The 15,943-nt window shown below is 63.2% G+C and carries 16 protein-coding genes; 5 read left to right on the top strand and 11 right to left on the bottom strand.

Annotated features, from left to right (window positions below):
• Positions 1 to 185: 185 nt before the first annotated feature.
• On the bottom strand, positions 186 to 665 hold the full coding sequence (locus ABE493_RS18535) for a glutathione peroxidase (protein WP_346500713.1): 480 nt from the start codon (positions 663 to 665) through the stop codon (positions 186 to 188).
• Between the two features lie 154 nt (positions 666 to 819).
• On the opposite strand from ABE493_RS18535, the gene ABE493_RS18530 reads away from it, so the two are divergent.
• On the top strand, positions 820 to 2,991 hold the full coding sequence (locus ABE493_RS18530; protein ID WP_346500711.1) for a M3 family metallopeptidase: 2,172 nt from the start codon (positions 820 to 822) through the stop codon (positions 2,989 to 2,991).
• A gap of 418 nt (positions 2,992 to 3,409) precedes the next feature.
• Here the strand turns inward: ABE493_RS18530 and ABE493_RS18525 are convergent, their stop codons facing one another.
• The 7 genes from ABE493_RS18525 to ABE493_RS18495 all read right to left on the bottom strand — a co-directional run bounded on the left by ABE493_RS18525 (position 3,410) and on the right by ABE493_RS18495 (position 9,663).
• Positions 3,410 to 4,411 carry an HlyD family secretion protein gene (locus ABE493_RS18525; RefSeq protein ID WP_346500709.1) on the bottom strand — a complete coding sequence of 334 codons (1,002 nt, stop codon included), beginning with the start codon at positions 4,409 to 4,411 and terminating at the stop codon, positions 3,410 to 3,412.
• A 9-nt stretch (positions 4,412 to 4,420) separates the two neighbouring features.
• Positions 4,421 to 4,618 (bottom strand): DUF1656 domain-containing protein, encoded by a 198-nt coding sequence (locus ABE493_RS18520; RefSeq protein ID WP_057628314.1) that lies wholly within the window; start codon positions 4,616 to 4,618, stop codon positions 4,421 to 4,423.
• Positions 4,608 to 6,755, bottom strand: coding sequence for an FUSC family protein (locus ABE493_RS18515; protein WP_346500706.1), 2,148 nt, complete (start codon positions 6,753 to 6,755; stop codon positions 4,608 to 4,610). Before ABE493_RS18515 ends, ABE493_RS18520 begins: the two co-directional genes overlap by 11 nt.
• Before the next feature lie 7 nt (positions 6,756 to 6,762).
• Positions 6,763 to 7,257 carry a MarR family winged helix-turn-helix transcriptional regulator gene (locus ABE493_RS18510; protein WP_346500704.1) on the bottom strand — a complete coding sequence of 165 codons (495 nt, stop codon included), beginning with the start codon at positions 7,255 to 7,257 and terminating at the stop codon, positions 6,763 to 6,765.
• A 90-nt stretch (positions 7,258 to 7,347) separates the two neighbouring features.
• Positions 7,348 to 8,463, bottom strand: coding sequence for a cyclopropane fatty acyl phospholipid synthase (gene cfa / locus ABE493_RS18505; protein ID WP_346500701.1), 1,116 nt, complete (start codon positions 8,461 to 8,463; stop codon positions 7,348 to 7,350).
• 17 nt (positions 8,464 to 8,480) lie between these two features.
• Positions 8,481 to 9,308, bottom strand: a complete 828-nt coding sequence (locus ABE493_RS18500; RefSeq protein WP_346500699.1) for a DUF3298 and DUF4163 domain-containing protein — start codon at positions 9,306 to 9,308, stop codon at positions 8,481 to 8,483.
• Positions 9,309 to 9,369: 61 nt separating this feature from the next.
• A complete protein-coding gene (locus ABE493_RS18495; protein ID WP_346500697.1) occupies positions 9,370 to 9,663 on the bottom strand; it encodes a GNAT family N-acetyltransferase in 294 nt (97 codons plus the stop codon).
• Between the two features lie 197 nt (positions 9,664 to 9,860).
• On the opposite strand from ABE493_RS18495, the gene ABE493_RS18490 reads away from it, so the two are divergent.
• Positions 9,861 to 10,025 (top strand): hypothetical protein, encoded by a 165-nt coding sequence (locus ABE493_RS18490; protein WP_346500695.1) that lies wholly within the window; start codon positions 9,861 to 9,863, stop codon positions 10,023 to 10,025.
• Positions 10,026 to 10,136: 111 nt separating this feature from the next.
• Here ABE493_RS18490 and ABE493_RS18485 read toward each other — a convergent pair whose 3' ends face one another.
• Positions 10,137 to 10,748, bottom strand: a complete 612-nt coding sequence (locus ABE493_RS18485) for a rhomboid family intramembrane serine protease (RefSeq protein WP_346500715.1) — start codon at positions 10,746 to 10,748, stop codon at positions 10,137 to 10,139.
• A gap of 11 nt (positions 10,749 to 10,759) precedes the next feature.
• Positions 10,760 to 12,328: an oligopeptide:H+ symporter gene (locus tag ABE493_RS18480; protein WP_346500693.1), complete on the bottom strand. Its 1,569-nt coding sequence runs from the start codon at positions 12,326 to 12,328 to the stop codon at positions 10,760 to 10,762.
• Between the two features lie 179 nt (positions 12,329 to 12,507).
• Here ABE493_RS18480 and ABE493_RS18475 point away from each other — a divergent pair, with 179 nt between their 5' ends.
• Positions 12,508 to 13,314 (top strand): endonuclease/exonuclease/phosphatase family protein, encoded by an 807-nt coding sequence (locus tag ABE493_RS18475; protein ID WP_346500691.1) that lies wholly within the window; start codon positions 12,508 to 12,510, stop codon positions 13,312 to 13,314.
• A 241-nt stretch (positions 13,315 to 13,555) separates the two neighbouring features.
• Here the strand turns inward: ABE493_RS18475 and ABE493_RS18470 are convergent, their stop codons facing one another.
• Entirely contained in the window at positions 13,556 to 14,167 is a 612-nt protein-coding gene (locus ABE493_RS18470) for a superoxide dismutase (protein ID WP_057628305.1), read from the bottom strand.
• A gap of 281 nt (positions 14,168 to 14,448) precedes the next feature.
• Between ABE493_RS18470 and ABE493_RS18465 the strand changes: the two genes are divergently transcribed.
• On the top strand, positions 14,449 to 14,922 hold the full coding sequence (locus ABE493_RS18465) for a ribonuclease domain-containing protein (RefSeq protein WP_346500688.1): 474 nt from the start codon (positions 14,449 to 14,451) through the stop codon (positions 14,920 to 14,922).
• Positions 14,919 to 15,368 (top strand): barstar family protein, encoded by a 450-nt coding sequence (locus ABE493_RS18460; RefSeq protein ID WP_346500686.1) that lies wholly within the window; start codon positions 14,919 to 14,921, stop codon positions 15,366 to 15,368. The genes ABE493_RS18465 and ABE493_RS18460 overlap by 4 nt, the downstream gene beginning before the upstream one ends.
• The last annotated feature ends 575 nt before the right edge of the window (positions 15,369 to 15,943 follow it).

Genomic DNA, 15,943 nt, shown 5'->3' with positions numbered 1-15,943 from the left:
GCTTGAGGCCCGGGGCTTTCCCGCAACAACCCGCTTAGGCACGGCAGGCCAATAGGTTTTCGCGCGGGCGTTCGTCTAGAAATAATATGATTTGTGGGAGGGGCGTAAGCCGCGAAGCTGGTGTTGCCGCTAAGTTGGGCTGTTCTGCGAGCTTCGCGGCTTACGCCGCTCCCACATGACGACGCTTACAGCGCCGCCTTGATATCCGCTTCCAGCGCCTCCGGACGCGCGGTGGGTGCATAGCGCGCGATCACCTGGCCGTTGCGGCCGATCAGGAACTTGCTGAAATTCCATTTGATCGCGGCGATGCCCAGCGCGCCGCGCTTCTGCCGCTGCAGCCACTGCCATAGCGGGTCGGCGTCGGCGCCGTTGACCTTGAGCTTGGCCGACATCGGGAAACTGACCCCGTAATTGAGATTGCAGAACGCCTGGATGGCGTCGGCATCGCCCGGCTCCTGATGGCCGAACTGGTCACAGGGGCAGCCCAGCACCACCAGGCCCTGCGGCCCCAGCTTCTGCCACAGCTGCTCTAGGCCTTGGTACTGCGGGGTGAAACCGCATTTGGAGGCGGTGTTGACGATCAGCAGTACCTTGCCGTCAAACGTTGCCAGCGGCAGCGGCTGGCCGTCCAGCGCAGGCAGCTCGAAATCAAATGCATTGGGCATTGCGCAGCTCCAGTCAAGACAGCCAGCGTACGCCATCACGGCGCCAACGGCATGCAAGATGTGGCCTTTCAGCGCAACCATGCCATTCGACACACCCGTGCGGGCCCGCCGGCAGGTACCCTGAAAGATCAGTCTTTTTACCGGAGTTTCCGCCTTGAACACCCGTCTCGCCCTCGCCCTTGCCGCGACCCTGGGTCTTGCCCTGCCGGCTTACAGCCAGGCCGCAACCGCTGCGACCACCCAATCGGCCCAGCAGGCCAATCCGTTCTTCGCAGAAAGCCCGCTGCCGCTGCACTACCCGCAGTTCGACAAGATCAAGGACGCCGACTTCGCGCCGGCCTTCGACGCCGGCATGGCGCAGCAGCTGCAGGAAGTGGAAGCGATCGCCAACAACCCGGCCGCGCCCACCTTTGAAAACACCTTGATCGCGCTGGAAAACAGCGGTGCCGTGCTCGACCGCGCCACCACCGTGTTCTTCTCGCTGATCGGTGCCGACACCAACGACGCGCGCAAGAAGCTGCAGGGCGACTACTCGGCCAAGTTCGCCGCACACAGCGATGCCATCAACCTCAACGGCAAGCTGTTCGCGCGCATCGAGACCCTCTACAACAACCGCGCCAAGCTGGGCCTGGACGCCGAGAGCCTGCGCCTGGTTGAAAAGTATTACGACAACTTCGTCCGCGCCGGCGCCAAGCTGGGCGACGCCGACAAGGCCAAGCTGAAGGCGATGAACGCCGAGCTGGCCAACCTGGGCACCAAGTTCAGCCAGAACGTGCTGGCCGAGGTCAACGCCTCCTTCATCGTGGTTGACGACGTCAAGCAGCTGGACGGCCTGTCGGCCGAGCAGATCGCCGCCGCTGCCGAGGCCGCCAAGGCCCGCAAGCTGGATGGCAAGTACGTCATCGCCCTGCTCAACACCACCGGCCAGCCGCCGCTGACCAACCTGGCCAACCGCGAACTGCGCCAGAAGATCTATGAAGCCTCGATCTCGCGTGGCAGCAAGGGTGGCGAGTACGACAACACCGCACTGGTGTCGCGCATCATGACCCTGCGTGCCGAGAAGGCCGCACTGATGGGCTTCCCGAACTTCGCTACCTATTCGCTGGGCAACCAGACCGCCAAGACCCCGGAAGCAGTCAACGCGATGCTCGGCCAGCTGGCCCCGGCTGCCGTTACCAACGCCAAGCGCGAAGCCGCCGACCTGCAGGCGATGATCGACAGCGAGCAGAAAGCCGCCGGCAAGCCGACGTTCGAACTGCAGCCGTGGGACTGGGCCTTCTACAGCGAGAAGGTGCGCCAGGCCAAGTACAACTTCGACGAGTCGCAGCTCAAGCCCTACTTCGAGCTGAAGAACGTGCTGGAGAACGGCGTGTTCTTCGCCGCCGGCAAGGAATTCGGCCTGAGCTTCAAGCAGCGCACCGACCTGCCGGTCTACCACGACGACGTCACCGTCTATGACGTGTTCGACGCCGATGGCAGCCAGCTGGCCATCTTCATCTTCGATCCGTATGCACGCGAGTCCAAGCGTGGCGGTGCGTGGATGAACGCCTATGTGTCGCAGTCGGGCCTGACCGGTGACAAGCCGGTGGTTGCCAACCACCTCAACATCCCCAAGCCGCCGGCCGGCAAGCCAACCCTGCTGACCTGGGACGAAGTGACCACCACCTTCCACGAGTTCGGCCACGCCCTGCACGGCATGTTCTCGGACGTGAAGTACCCGTACTTCGCCGGCACCGCGGTGCCGCGTGACTTCGTCGAGTTCCCCTCGCAGGTGAACGAGATGTGGTCCGACGAGCCGACCATCCTCGCCAACTACGCCAAGCACTACCAGAACGGTTCGGCGATGCCGCAGGCGCTGCTGGACAAGGTGATTGCAGCCTCCAAGTTCAACCAGGGCTTCGCCACCACCGAATACCTGGGCGCAGCGATGCTGGACCAGAGCTGGCACCAGATTGGGGTTGGCCAGATCCCGGCACCGAAGGACGTGATGAAGTTCGAGCACGAAGCACTGGTCAAGGACGGCATCTATTACGCGCCGGTCCCGCCGCGCTACAAGACCCCGTACTTCAGCCACATCATGGGCGGCTATTCGGCTGGCTACTACGCCTACATCTGGTCGGAAGTGCTGGATGCCAACACCCAGAAGTGGTTCCGCGAGAATGGCGGCCTGACGCGCGCCAATGGCGACCATTTCCGCCAGACCCTGCTGTCCAAGGGCGGCAGCGTCGATGCGATGGAGCTGTTCCACAACTTCGCCGGCCATGAGCCGCAGATCGAGCCGCTGCTGGAAAAGCGTGGCCTGACCACCGGTGCTGCTGCCAAGTAAGCGGTTGCTGGTTTTGATGGAAAGAAAACGCCCGGCTTTGCCGGGCGTTTTCTTTTGCTGGGCTGGGCTGAGTCAAAAGCCCCCTCATCCGCCCTCCGGGCACCTTCTCCCGCAAGCGGGAGAAGGGAAAGCTGGCTTTCCTTGCGCTTTTGGCTTGCCGCGGAATGCCCGCGCGCAAGCAATGCTTCAGACCCGCGCAATGCCGAACACCTCCCTTCTCCCGCCTGCGGGAGAAGGTGCCCGAGGGGCGGATGAGGGGGCTCTGTGCCTTGGCTCTGTGTCTTGGCTCTGTGTCTTGGCTCTGCGTCTTGGCTCTGCGTCTTGGCTCTGCGTCTTGGCTCTGTACCTTGGCTCTGTGCCTTGGCTTTACGCTTCAGCCGCTAGGCCGCCCCACGTCAGCAACCGATTCAACCAATTCCTACCGCCCAGCCTCGACAATCACCGTAGCGGTCATGCCATTGGCCAGCACAACTCCCTTCGCAAACGAGCCAGCATCGAGCTTGATCCGCACCGGAATACGCTGCGCCAGCCGCACCCAGTTGTACGTCGGGTTCACGTTGGCCAACAGATCGCTGCCGGTTGGGCTGTCTGCATCGGTGATGCCGTGCGAAATGCTTTCGATATGGCCATGCAGCTCCTGCCCGCTCATCAGCTGCACGCGGGTGCCGTCACCCACATGCAGCTGCGCCAGCTTGGTCTCTTCAAAATAGCCATAGACCCAGAAGGAATCGGTATCGATCACCGCCAGCTTGGCCGCACCGGCTGTAGCGTAATCGCCTTGGCGCACTTCCAGATTGGTGACGTAACCAGCCACCGGCGCACGCACCTGGGTGCGCTCCAGATTCAACTCTGCCGTATCCAGCGCCGCCTGCGCCTGCTCTACCGCCGCCAACGCCTGCTGCTGCGAGGCACTGGCCTGCTGGCGGCTGGCCTGCGCCTGCGCCACGCCGGCACGCGCTGCCTGCGCCGCACTGAACGCATCAGTGCGTGATTCTTCGGAAATCAAGCTGCCGGTAATGCGCTGGCGGCGCTCGTATTGCTGCTCGTAACGGCTGGCGTTCGCGCTCTGCTGCGCTGCACCGGCGGCCGCAACCTGGATACTCGCTCCGGCCGCACGCGCCGAAGCCTGGGCGGCGGCCAGATTGCCGCGCGCCTGGTTCAAAGCGTTCTGGTAGCGCGCCGGATCAATCTGGTAAAGCACATCACCGCGCTTGACCAACTGATTGTCTCGCACCGCAACCGCGCTCACCGGGCCGGATACATCCGGCGCCACCCGCACAACTTCGGCACGCAGGCGGCCTTCGCGAGTCCACGGTGAATACATGTAATGGCGCCACATCGCCATCGCGATCAAGGCGGCAATCACCACCACCACGGCAGTGATGGAGAAACGAAGAATGGATTGAACTTTGGGGGACATGGGGAGTTCTCAGAACAGCAGCAGGCCGAAGCCACCAAACAGACAGATGAAGATCGCGGTACGGAACAGCGCCGGATGCCAGACATTGCGGTACCAGCCGCGACGCCCGGCCAGCGTGTCCAGCGCCCACACCAGGACGCAGACAAGCAGGAACAACAACAGCAGGCCAGGAAACAGGGTTCCTGCAAATGCGATTTCAATGGGCATGGACAGCGCTCTCCCTGGTCGGCTCGGACGGGGTGATGTAGGCCGCCATCACTGAGTGGTCGTCCACCATCGCCAAACGCACCAGGCGCAGATGCAGCAACGCGCGCGCCGCTACCCCACGCTCCCCGGCCTGCGCTCGGGCAAGCACCACCGCCGCCTCCAGCGCTTGCTCAGCCCGCGTCCATCCGTGCGCAGTGGGTAGCGCGAAGAAGTCCGACAAGGCCAGCACCACCGCATCCACATGCTGATGCAATTGCGTCGACGCTGGCTCATGCGCCACGTCGTGGCGTAGATGGATCAATGCACGACCGGTTTCATTGACCGCCAGCGCCCAGGCCAGCTGCTCGCTGGATTCGGCACTGCCCGGTGCGGTGTGCGCGACAATCTGATGCAGCAGGTCGCTGTTGCTGCTCTCAAAACGATGCTGCAGGCCGGGCAGCGGCGCCAGCGCGGCCAAGCGTACCTGCGCCCGCAGGCCAGCCATCTGGCGCCGCCGCAGCCATGCCGTGCCCACCAGCGGCGGCATCAGCGCAAAGCTCAACACCGCCGCGCCCATCGCGAACATATGCGAGGTACCTTCATTGAAAAACCGCAGCGGATCGAATGCGTGCAGGCTGGTGATGGCCAGGATGTTGACCAGGCCCATGGTGTAACCCAACCCGAACACCGACAGCTTGGGCCGGCTGACCATATAGGGCCCGACCAGGAAGAACGGCAGCAGCCCGGCGGCAAACAAGGTAAAGCCCTCCATCCGGGTCAATACCATGTAGTCGCAGACATAGGCCGCCAACACGCCCAACAAATAGCCCCAAGCGACCTTGCCGGTCATCCGCGCCGCATTGGGGACGGTGGCGAACAAGCCGGAAAATATGGTCGCCAGCAGCATCACGTTGACCGCCATCGCCCAGCCACTGGCAGCCCAAAGCGCGCCCAGCAGCAACATCGTGATGGCGGTGCGGGTGAAGGCCACCGCAGCACCGGCGTAGTCGTTGCCGCGGATGAAATGTGCACGCGCATCGTCCTGGGTCGGCGCAACCTGCAGGGTCAGCTGGCCGCGTGCATGCACATACTGCTCAAGTTCCTTGACGAAACGCCGCAGCAGCTCGACGCCCACGGCAAAGTCCTCGGCCTGGGACGCGTCCATCAGTTCCTGTCGCAGCTGCGCTGCACGCGTGCGCAGGCCTGAGCGCACTTCGTGGACCTGTGCGGCAAGTTGTCCGGGCTGCTGCGCGCTGGCCTGCAGGGCCACGCCCAAGGGCTGGTACAACGCCTGCAAGGCGCGCCCCGCTGTGGGATCCGGCTGCCGCAGCAAGCGGTTGATCAGATGGTGCAGTGACTGGAAGGTGGTGGACGCGGCCATGAAGCGCTGATTGAAACGCTGCAGGTGGGCGCTGCGCGCGCGCGCCTCGGGGTCTTCGAAAATCACCGAACTGCGCAGGTCTTCCAGCGCGACTGCATCACGCACCACGCGCAGATGGGCCTGCTCCATGCGCTCGCGTGCCACCTCGCCGAGCAGTGCCCCGCGCATGAAACCAAGGAAATTTTCGTACTGGCTGCTGACCGCTGCGCGCAGGGTATCGCGCAGGCGCACCGGGAATATCGTGTCGCTGATCACCGCGGTCACCAGCAGGCCGAGCAACACCTCGCTGATACGCGCCACCGCCGAATCGAAGATCTGCCCGGGATGGCTGGAGATGACCGGCAAGGCGATGATCGCGGCGGTATAGCCGGCCAGCACGAACGCGTAGGACTTGAAGTTGCGGTGCAAGGTGGCCCCGGCCGTACAGCCAGCAATCCACAGCGCCATCAGCACCAGGAAGGGCTCACGCTGCTGCGGGAACAGGCCCACGATCAGCAACGCGGCCGCGGCCCCGACCAGGGTGCCCAGCACCCGGTAGAACGCCTTGGCCAGCACCATGCCGCTCTGCCGGTGCATCACGATCACCGTGGTCATCATCGCCGTGCCCGGCTGTGGCAGCTGGAAACGCATTGCCAACCAACCGGTCAGAAAGAAGGCCACGGTGGTCCGCAGTACGAACAGCCAGGTATCACCCTCGCCCTTGAGGAACGCGCCCATGCCCGCATGCCAGGGCGCTGCCGTGGCGGGTGCGTTTACCGATGTTGAAGTGGCAGACATGGCGAGCTCAATTGGCCTCGATGCCGGTCAGCATCTTTTTCAGCAGGGCCTCAAGCTGGTGCTGCTCGCCCTCGTCCAGGCCCTGCGTCTGCATGACCAGCAGCTCGGCCATCTTCGGCAGCAGCTTCTGTACGCAGGCCACGCCATCCGCGGTCAGGTGCAGGCCCAGCTTGCGCCTGTCGCTGCTGTCCGGAATCCGCTCCAGCAAGCCCTTGTTGCACAGCTGGTCGGTGAGCCGGGTGATGTTGGCCGACTTTTCGGTAGCCGCTTCGGCCAGCTCCGATGGCGTCAACGGACGCGTCGGCGTGCCGTACAACATCATCAGGATGTTGTACTCGGCGTGGCTGAGCTCGAACTCGCGCAATACGCTGTTGGCGCGGTCATGGACCGCCTTGTAGACGCCTTTGATCAGCCGAACCAGTACTGCCGGCTCACGCGGGAACCCAGGCCAACGGGCACAGGTAGCGTCGATCCGTATTTCGGTTGCGTCGAAACTGCTCATGGCTCATCCGGCTCACCCAAGGTTGAGGCGAATAATACACAACTGAAATATAAACTTATAAAACAGTTTTGCAGTTACAGCGTTCTACGTTCAGCGCGCTGACAGATAGCCGCCGCGCACCCCACGCGGTGACAACACCAACTGCCACAGCTGCGAGTGACGGGTGCGGAAAGTTGCCATGGATGCGGCCAGGTAGAAGCGCCACATGCGCCGGAAGTGGTCGTCATAGCGGGCATCCAGGTGCTCCCAGGCGGCTTCGATATTGTCGCGCCAGGCCTGCAGGGTGCGGTCATAGTCGGTGCCGAAGTTGTGCCAGTCCTCCAGCACGAACAGGCCCTCCATTGCATGGCTGATCTGCGCTGCCGAGGGCAGCATCGAGTTGGGGAAGATGTACTTGGCGATCCAGGGATCGGTGCGGTCGCGGCTGATGTTGGTGCCGATGCTGTGCAGCAGGAACAGGCCTTCATCGCCCAGGCAACGCCGCGCAACCTCGAAGTAACGACGGTAATTCTTGACCCCGACATGCTCGAACATGCCCACCGAGAGGATGGCATCGAACGGCTCATCCAGCTCACGGTAATCCTGCAGGCGGATCTCCACCGGCAGGCCAGCGCACAGCTGGCGGGCGAATCCGGCCTGTTCCTGTGAAATGGTCACGCCCACGCCCTGTACGCCATGGCGTTCGGCGGCATATTTGAGGGCTTCGCCCCAGCCGCAGCCGATATCCAGCACACGCATGCCTGGCCGCAGGCCAAGCTTGCGGCAGATCAACTCCAGTTTGGCTTCCTGCGCCTGATCCAGATTGCCGGCGTTGCGCCAGTACCCGCAGCTATAGACCAGGCGCTTGCCCAGCATTGCCTGGTAGAGATCGTTGCCGAGGTCGTAATGGCGCTTGCCAACTTCGTAGCTGCCTTGCCCGCTCTGCAGGTTGAACAGCTTGGCCTTGAGCGCGTCCCAGACCTCCCCACCGCCATGCACGCGCTCGTCCAGGCGCGCATCCAGCAGGTGGGTGAGCAGGCCATCGAGCGAATGGGCCTGCCACCAACCTTCCATGTAACTCTCGCCCAAGCCCAGCGAGCCGTCGGCCAGCACCCGCGCATAGAAGCGCGGGTCAAGGATGTCCAGGTCCTGCGGCCTATCACCTCCGGGGGTGATGTCGGCCTCCTGCAGCAGTGCTTCCACACGTCGTTGCAGCCCCGCATCCATCACTGACCTCCTGTGCTTCAGGGGTGCGCGAACAGCCCCCGGTAATCCGCCGCCACATGCGGCAACAACACCGCAGCCGGGACATCCACGGTCTGCGTGCCATCCGAATACGGCCCCACCTGGTACGGCGGGAACACGAAACGCAATGCGGCTATCTTGCCGGCGGCATCCATCACCGGCTGGAACTGGCCGAAGTTGGTGGCGTCGGCTGCAGTGCCTTCATCGATCATCTTGGACAGGTTGCGGACCTGCGCCTGCTGCTCCTCCGGCGACATGTCTTCGCTCTGCGCGCGCACCGTGGCTTGCTCCAGCAGCTTGTCCTCGGCGAAATCACTGATCGCCTGCCAGCCCTTGGCATCGGCGATAAGGTCATCGGCCTTCAGCAACTGCTGCTGCTCGGGCAACCATACAAAACGGGCGACCAGCGGCTGACCGTGGGCACCACCGGTATAGCTGCTGCCGTCGGCAGACACCGCCACCACAGCCGGCGTTTCAACCAGCATGTCGAAGGCGAGCGATAGTTCGTAGGGCGCGGTGGGCTTGTCATTGCCCAGCTCGGCCACCGACTTCAACAGGTCGGCCTTGGCATGCCCGGCATAGTCGCTCAACGCATTGGCCAGCCCCGGGTATTTGGACGCCGCCGGCGGGTAGCTGATACCGATGACATAGCTGGGGGTGTTTTCGATCACATCGCGCAGATCAGCTGCCGCAGGCGCAGCCGCAACCGGCGCCTGCACCGGTTCCGCGACCGGTGCGACCGGCGCACCCTGTTCCTCCTGCTTGCAACCAGCCAATGCCAACAGCAATACCGCTGCGGCAGACGATCCCCGTACCAACCTGTTCATGCCCTTTCAATCCTTAGAAGTTTGTGCGGCCGCCCGGTCGGGCGTGGCCATGCCAGCGCAATTATCCCAGCAGGTCCGCGTATTCGCCATGGCGTTGCAGGAAAACCGCCGCATAACTGCAGGCGGGCACCACCTTCCAGCCGGCAGCGCGGGCATGATCCAGCGCAAACCGGGTCAACTGCGCAGCAATGCCGCGGCCGCCGATGGCCTCGGGCACCACCGTGTGGGTGATGACCATGGCCCCGTCCCGCCGCTCGTAGTCCAGGACCGCAAGCGTGCCATCGACGAGGGTCTGGAACCGCTGTGCAGCGGCGTCGTGCTCGATGCTGGCTGGCGCGGGATTGTTTGCGGTCATGGTGGCTCCTGCAGGACACGAAGGGATCGGTGAAGGCGACGTGATGACGCCTGATCAGACAGGAACGCCGCTGTGCGTCACTTTCCGACATCGTCTCCGACTGCGCCAGCGCAATCAAACCCTGATCTGCGTCTCAAAAGCTGGCACGGCTTTTGCTGTGTATACCTACAAACAACAGACAGCAGGCCCGGTGCCCCATGTTCGACAATGACAGCACGATGCAGATTCCGTCCAACGACCATGATGCCACCCTGCTTGAAGGTCTGTTCCAACTGACCGTCGCCGGCGACACCACGGGTTGGGAATTCAAGAAGATCGACAGCGAGGTCTACTCGCGTCTGCTCGACAGTTACGCTGCCTGAGCCAGCATCAGCGGCCCGCCCACTCCGCCAGCGCAGTGGGCGATACAGCGCCGGCGAAGTTGGCCGGCGCCGTTGCCTCCGGGCCGCAGCCCGTCCCGCCCTTTGCGCCGATCAGAAGCGGAAGGTGGGGTTCATCAGGCTCTGCAGGAAGTGCTGCAGCAGCTCCGGCTCCATGATCAGCATGAACATCACGCCGAAAGCGGCACCGGCCAGGTGCGCGCTGTGGTTGACGTTGTCCCCGCCCTTCTTGTCCATCCAGATGCTGTAGCCGACATAGAAGGCGGCATAGACGATGGCCGGCGCCGGGATGAACATCACCAGGATCAGCTTCCACGGTGCGATCAGGATGTAGGCGAACAACACCGCCGACACTGCACCTGATGCCCCCAGGCTCAGGTAGTTGGGGTTCTTCTGGTTCTTCAGGTAGGTCGGCAGGATCGATACCACCAGCGCCGCCAGGTAGAACAGCGGGTAGACCCACCATTGCCCGGTGATGCCGAGCATGATGACCTCGATCGAACGGCCGAAGAAGTACAGGGTGACCATGTTGAACAACAGGTGCCCGAAGTCGGCATGGATGAACCCGTAGGTCACCAGCCGGTCGTACTGCTTGTGCTTGTCGATGGCTGGCGGCCACAGGATCAGCCGATCCGCCAGCTTGCGGTTGTTGAACGCCATCCACGACACCAACGCGGTGATGCCGATCAGGATCAGGGTGATGATTCCTTGCATGTTCAAACCGCCCGGTAGTTGTCGACCATCTTGTAACGGCGCGCATAGATGCCGAATGCCAATGCCGCGATGAACGCGAAGCCGGCAAAGAAGAACATCAGGAAGGCCGTTTCGCTCAAACCGGTACTGGCGATGCGGTCGGTCACCGCATGGTTGCGCACGGCTGCGTTGGACAGCAGCACCCACAGGTTACCGATGGTGGTGGTCAGGTTCCAGAAGCTCATCACCACCCCCTTCATCGACGGCGGCGCCTGGCTGTAAGCGAATTCCAGGCCGGTGGCCGACACCAGCACCTCACCGAAGGTGAGCAGCGCATACGGCAGGATCTGCCAGAAGATCGACATGGCGTCGCCGCCGTCCATCACCATCTGGATGCAGCCCACCACGATCCAGGCCAGGCCACTGAAGGCGATACCGGCGGTCATCCGCCGCAGTGCGGTCGGCTCGAAGCCGAAGCGACGCAGCGCCGGGTAAAGCACCAGGTTGTTGAACGGGATCAGGATCATCACCAGCAGCGGGTTGAGCGCCTGCATCTGTGACGCGGTGAACCAGCTCGGCATGCTCATCTGCTGGCCCTGCAGCACCCAGGTCGAGGCCTTCTGGTCGAACAAGGAGAAGAACGGCGTGGTCAGGGCGAAGATCACCAGCACCTTGAGCACCGAGCGCACACCTTCAACAGCGGCCTCCGGGTGCACGATACGGGCGCGGTCCAGCTGCAGCATGGTGCCGCCGCCAATACCTGCCAGCACGGCCACCAGCGCCAGGCACAGGCAGATCACGATGCCCAGGCTGGGCACCAGCGCGAACGAGGCCAGCGCCAACACCACGCCCAGCACGGCTATCACCAGGCCCATGCGGCCCTGCCCCGGCGCCTGCGCCAGCAGCGCGGTACGCACCACATTGGCGAAGGAGTGCGGGTCCTTGGGCGGCAGCGGCACCAGCACATAGCGCTTGCGGCCCAGCCAGAACACGAAAGTAGCCACGAACATCAGGATGCCGGGGATGCCGAACGCCCATTGCGGACCAAGGTTCTTCAGCGCCAGCGGGATCAGCAGCGAGGCGAACAGCGAGCCGAAGTTGATGATCCAATAGAAGGCGTCGAACACGAACTTGGCCAGGTGCTTGTTGCCCTGGTCGAACTGGTCGCCCATGAACGAGGCCACCAGCGGCTTGATGCCGCCGGCACCCAGCGCGATCAGCCCCAGGCCGAGGAAGAAGCCCTGCCGGCTGTCCTCGAACAAGGCCAGGCAGAGGTGGCCAGCGCAGTAGATCAGGCTGAACCAGAGAATGGTGTGGTATTTGCCGAAGAAGCGGTCGGCCAGCCAGCCACCGAGCAGCGGGAAGAAATACACGCCGATCATGAAGCTGTGCATGATGTCCTTGGCCTCACCCGCACGGCCTTCGGAGGTGATCTCCTGCAACAGCAGCGAGGTGATCAGGAACTGCACCAGGATGTTGCGCATCCCGTAGAAGCTGAAGCGCTCGCACGCTTCGTTGCCGATGATGTAGCCGATCTGGCGCGGCATCTTTGCCTTGGGGTCCGGGGCTGCTGCCACGTGATTGGTCGTCATCTGAGGGCGATCCGTGAATACAAAGGTTGCAAGCGTAACGCATCACACCAAGAACCAGAGCGGCCCCCGATCAGTAAAATGCCTACGGCCTGTAGAGGTAAAACCTTAGTACGAAACCATGCACAAGCCCTCTACGCAGAAAGTACTAGCATGACAGTCCCTCACCACGAGGCCTTGCAATGCTGCGCTGGGGCTGTTTTGGACTACTTGTCCTGTCATTTGGCGTACTGGCCGAGCCGGTAGCGCCGGTCATCAAGATCGCCAACCTGCGCCTGCCCGACAGCAGCCAGACCTGGGCCGATCAACGGGACAGGATCGCCCAGCTGCTGGAGGCGCTGCATCCGGACGTGATCATCGTGCAGGATGTCCGCCAGCGCGGTAGCGCCAACCCGGCCTGCTGGCTGGGCGCCCGGCTCAATTACAGCTGCGATTTCATCAGCGCCGACCGTCCCAGCCAGCCCGAACGCCGCGGCAACGCGGTACTGACCCGGCTGACCGCACAGCAGGACGGCGTGACCCTGCTGCACGGCGATGAAGCCCCCACCGCCGCCGGCATGCAACGCCTGCAACTGCAGCAGGCACTGCTGAACATCTATGCGGCCAGCATGTGCCCCACCGACAACACCGCGGTGTCGCGCGGCCATCAGGCGGCCGACCTGCGCTCGTGGATGGATGCAACCGCCGAAGGGCTGCCTTCGCTGATCATCGGCGACTTTGCCGCCCCCACAGAAGAACTGGTGCGGCAGCTGCCGGGCTACCAGCCGGCGCGCCGGAATCCCTCGAACCAGAATGGCGACGCCCGACCAGCGGCTGGCGCCGGCCACGGCATGGACGTGCTGTATCAGGTGCGTAGTTTTGCCGATATCACCCAGCAGCCCATCCAGTTGACTGCCAGCGAGGCGCAGGCCGAGCCGGAAGTCCTGGGCATGATGGCGACGCTGCGTATCACCCGGATTCCTGAGGCCACTGCCGTCGAACAGCCATGAAACGGCAATGGGCGGCGCACAGCTCCTGCCTGTAGGAGCGGCGTAAGCCGCGAAGCAGGTAGGGCGTCAGCTCGCTGGTATGCCTGGCATTTCAGCAGGCCGAGCTTCGCGGCTTACGCCGCTCCTACAAAAAAGCAGGCTGTACGCCGCTGAGTGTTCCTGAAACAACAAAGGCCGGGCAATGCCCGGCCTTTGTTGCGGTAGCGGTGACCACTGGGGCCACCGCCTCAGGTCACTGCAATCAGGCGATTGCTTCCTGGTAGCGACGCTCCACTTCCTTCCAGTTGATCAGGCTGTAGAAGGTTTCGATGAACTCGGCGCGGCGGTTCTGGAACTTCAGGTAGTACGCGTGTTCCCACACGTCGATGGTCAGCACCGGGGTACGGCCTTCCATCAGCGGGCTTTCCTGGTTGGAGCTCTTTTCCACCAGCAGCTTCTTGTCAGCGCCGACGCTCAGCCATGCCCAGCCCGAGCCGAACTGGGTCAGTGCAGCCTTGGTGAAGGCTTCCTTGAACTTGTCGAAACCACCGAGCTGTTCGTCGATGGCCTTGGCCAGCGCGCCGCTCGGGGTGCCACCGGCGTTCGGGCCGATCACGTCCCAGAACAGCGAGTGGTTGCCGTGGCCGCCACCCTGGTTGCGCACGCCCTGCTGCAGGTTTTCCGGCAGGGTCTTGACCTTGCGCAGCAGCTCATCGATCGGCAGGTCGGCGTACTCGGTGCCTTCGACCAGCGCGTTGAGGTTGTTGACGTAGGTCTGGTGGTGCTTGGAGTAATGGATCTCGACCGTGGCCGCATCCATGTACGGTTCCAGCGCGTCGTAAGCGTAAGGCAGCTTGGGCAGGGTATAGGCCATCACGGATCTCCTTGGGTATATGCCTGGGGGTCTGTGCCCGGAAAACCCGGGCGATACAGATGCAGAGGTGAATGGTAGGCAGGAACGCTCAACTTACCAAGGCCGATGTAAAGGAAACTTTGTCCCGTCATCGGGATCATCGTTTTCCGGGCACTGCGCGCAGGCATTGTTATCGGCCTGTGAACCAACGCAGCGAAAGCAGCGCATGAACCAATCGTTCAACAAAAAACAGCGCGCAGCGTGATAATCATTCTCCTTTCCGTGACTGACCGCCTCTACTGATGCGCAAGCCTTCCCTTCTGGTTATCGCCGTAGTCCTGCTTGTTGCCGGCCTGTGGGCCATGCGTGTGGCGCAGCAGCCACCGCCGCCGCAGTTCGCGCCATCACTGGGCGTTGGCAGCCCAGCTGACACCCTTCCGCAGGCAGAAGGCAAGGCACAGTCCAGCTCAGCCACCCAGGCCGATCCATTACCTGCGTTCCTGCCTGCCGAAGCACGCGCAACCATCGCCCTGATCCAGCGCGGCGGTCCGTATCCGCATCGCCAGGACGGCAGCACCTTCGGCAACCGCGAGCGCCAGCTGCCGCAACGGCCGCGCGGCTATTACCGCGAATACACGGTGGATACACCGGGGCTGGACCATCGTGGTGCCAAGCGCATCGTGACCGGCGGTGACCCGCCCGATGCCTGGTATTACACCGATGACCATTACGAGAGTTTCCGCAGCTTTGAAGTTCCCGCCAGGAGTACGCCATGAGTGACAGCGGTTTCGACATGGGACTGGAAGACGTCAGCCAGGCCGGTGTTTACGGTGTTGGCGATGGCGACCTTGGCGGGCTGGCAGCGGTGGCGCGTGATGCCGGCCTGCGCGTATGCCGCATCGACCTGGAAGGCTGCGCCGACAAGCGCACCTTGCTGATGCGGATGGGTACGCAGTTGGATTTCCCCGCTGGCTGGAGCCGCAACTGGGATGCCCTGTCCGACGCCCTGCGTGACCTGTCATGGCTGCCGGCCAACGGCTATGCGTTGCTTTTCAGCGATGCCGATGACCTGCGCCAAGGCAGCTCGGCAGACTTCGATACCTTGCTGGATGTGCTTTCCGAAGCATCAGCGCGCTGGGCCGAAGACAACGTAGCGTTCTGGGCCTTCCTGGAACTGCCCGGTGGCGGCGAGGAAGCCGCGGGCGACGACGAAGAAGAATGAGGCTCGGTGCTCACCTCCTCCCTATGGCGACGTACTAAGCCCTCCCTTTGGCAAAGCCAAGGGGAGGGTTGGGAGGGGTGCTTTTGACCTTCGTGCAGAATCCGTTGCGTTCGAAGCGCCAGCGCTACAGCGAAAGCACCCCTCCCCAGCCCTCCCCTGCACCTTCGGTGCAAGGGAGGGAGCAATGCGCTGCATGCCCTCGACGTACTGAGCCCTCCCTTTGGCGAAGCCAAGGGGAGGGTTGGGAGGGGTGCTTTTGAACTTCGCGCAGAATCCACCGCGTTCGAAGCGCCAGCGTTACAGCGAAAAGCACCCCTCCCCAGCCCTCCCCTGCACCTTCGGTGCAAGGGAGGGAGCAAAGCTGCATGCTCTCGACGTACTGAGCCCTCCCTTTGGCGAAGCCAAGGGGAGGGTTGGGAGGGGGGCTTTTGAACTCCGCGCAGAGTTCATTGCGTTCGTAGCGGCAGCTCTACAGCGAAAAGCACCCCTACCCAGCCCTCCCCTGCACCTTCGGTGCAAGGGCGGGAGCCACACATTGAATGGCCTCGACGGACTGAGCCCTCCCTTTGGCGAAG

Source organism: Stenotrophomonas terrae (assembly GCF_039674165.1).
GTDB classification, from domain to species: domain Bacteria; phylum Pseudomonadota; class Gammaproteobacteria; order Xanthomonadales; family Xanthomonadaceae; genus Stenotrophomonas; species Stenotrophomonas terrae_A.
The sequence above is the reverse complement of the archived record's forward strand: the minus strand, read 5'-3'. Positions and strand labels throughout refer to the sequence as shown.

What these genes read in the sequence shown, in the direction of transcription:
- ABE493_RS18535 (WP_346500713.1), bottom strand. Translation starts at nt 665, where the DNA reads ATGCCCAATGCATTTGATTTCGAGCTGCCTGCGCTGGACGGCCAGCCG.
- ABE493_RS18525 (WP_346500709.1), bottom strand. Translation starts at nt 4,411, where the DNA reads ATGTCCCCCAAAGTTCAATCCATTCTTCGTTTCTCCATCACTGCCGTG.
- ABE493_RS18520 (WP_057628314.1), bottom strand. Translation starts at nt 4,618, where the DNA reads ATGCCCATTGAAATCGCATTTGCAGGAACCCTGTTTCCTGGCCTGCTG.
- ABE493_RS18515 (WP_346500706.1), bottom strand. Translation starts at nt 6,755, where the DNA reads ATGTCTGCCACTTCAACATCGGTAAACGCACCCGCCACGGCAGCGCCC.
- ABE493_RS18510 (WP_346500704.1), bottom strand. Translation starts at nt 7,257, where the DNA reads ATGAGCAGTTTCGACGCAACCGAAATACGGATCGACGCTACCTGTGCC.
- cfa (WP_346500701.1), bottom strand. Translation starts at nt 8,463, where the DNA reads ATGGATGCGGGGCTGCAACGACGTGTGGAAGCACTGCTGCAGGAGGCC.
- ABE493_RS18500 (WP_346500699.1), bottom strand. Translation starts at nt 9,308, where the DNA reads ATGAACAGGTTGGTACGGGGATCGTCTGCCGCAGCGGTATTGCTGTTG.
- ABE493_RS18495 (WP_346500697.1), bottom strand. Translation starts at nt 9,663, where the DNA reads ATGACCGCAAACAATCCCGCGCCAGCCAGCATCGAGCACGACGCCGCT.
- ABE493_RS18490 (WP_346500695.1), top strand. Translation starts at nt 9,861, where the DNA reads ATGTTCGACAATGACAGCACGATGCAGATTCCGTCCAACGACCATGAT.
- ABE493_RS18480 (WP_346500693.1), bottom strand. Translation starts at nt 12,328, where the DNA reads ATGACGACCAATCACGTGGCAGCAGCCCCGGACCCCAAGGCAAAGATG.
- ABE493_RS18475 (WP_346500691.1), top strand. Translation starts at nt 12,508, where the DNA reads ATGCTGCGCTGGGGCTGTTTTGGACTACTTGTCCTGTCATTTGGCGTA.
- ABE493_RS18470 (WP_057628305.1), bottom strand. Translation starts at nt 14,167, where the DNA reads ATGGCCTATACCCTGCCCAAGCTGCCTTACGCTTACGACGCGCTGGAA.
- ABE493_RS18465 (WP_346500688.1), top strand. Translation starts at nt 14,449, where the DNA reads ATGCGCAAGCCTTCCCTTCTGGTTATCGCCGTAGTCCTGCTTGTTGCC.
- ABE493_RS18460 (WP_346500686.1), top strand. Translation starts at nt 14,919, where the DNA reads ATGAGTGACAGCGGTTTCGACATGGGACTGGAAGACGTCAGCCAGGCC.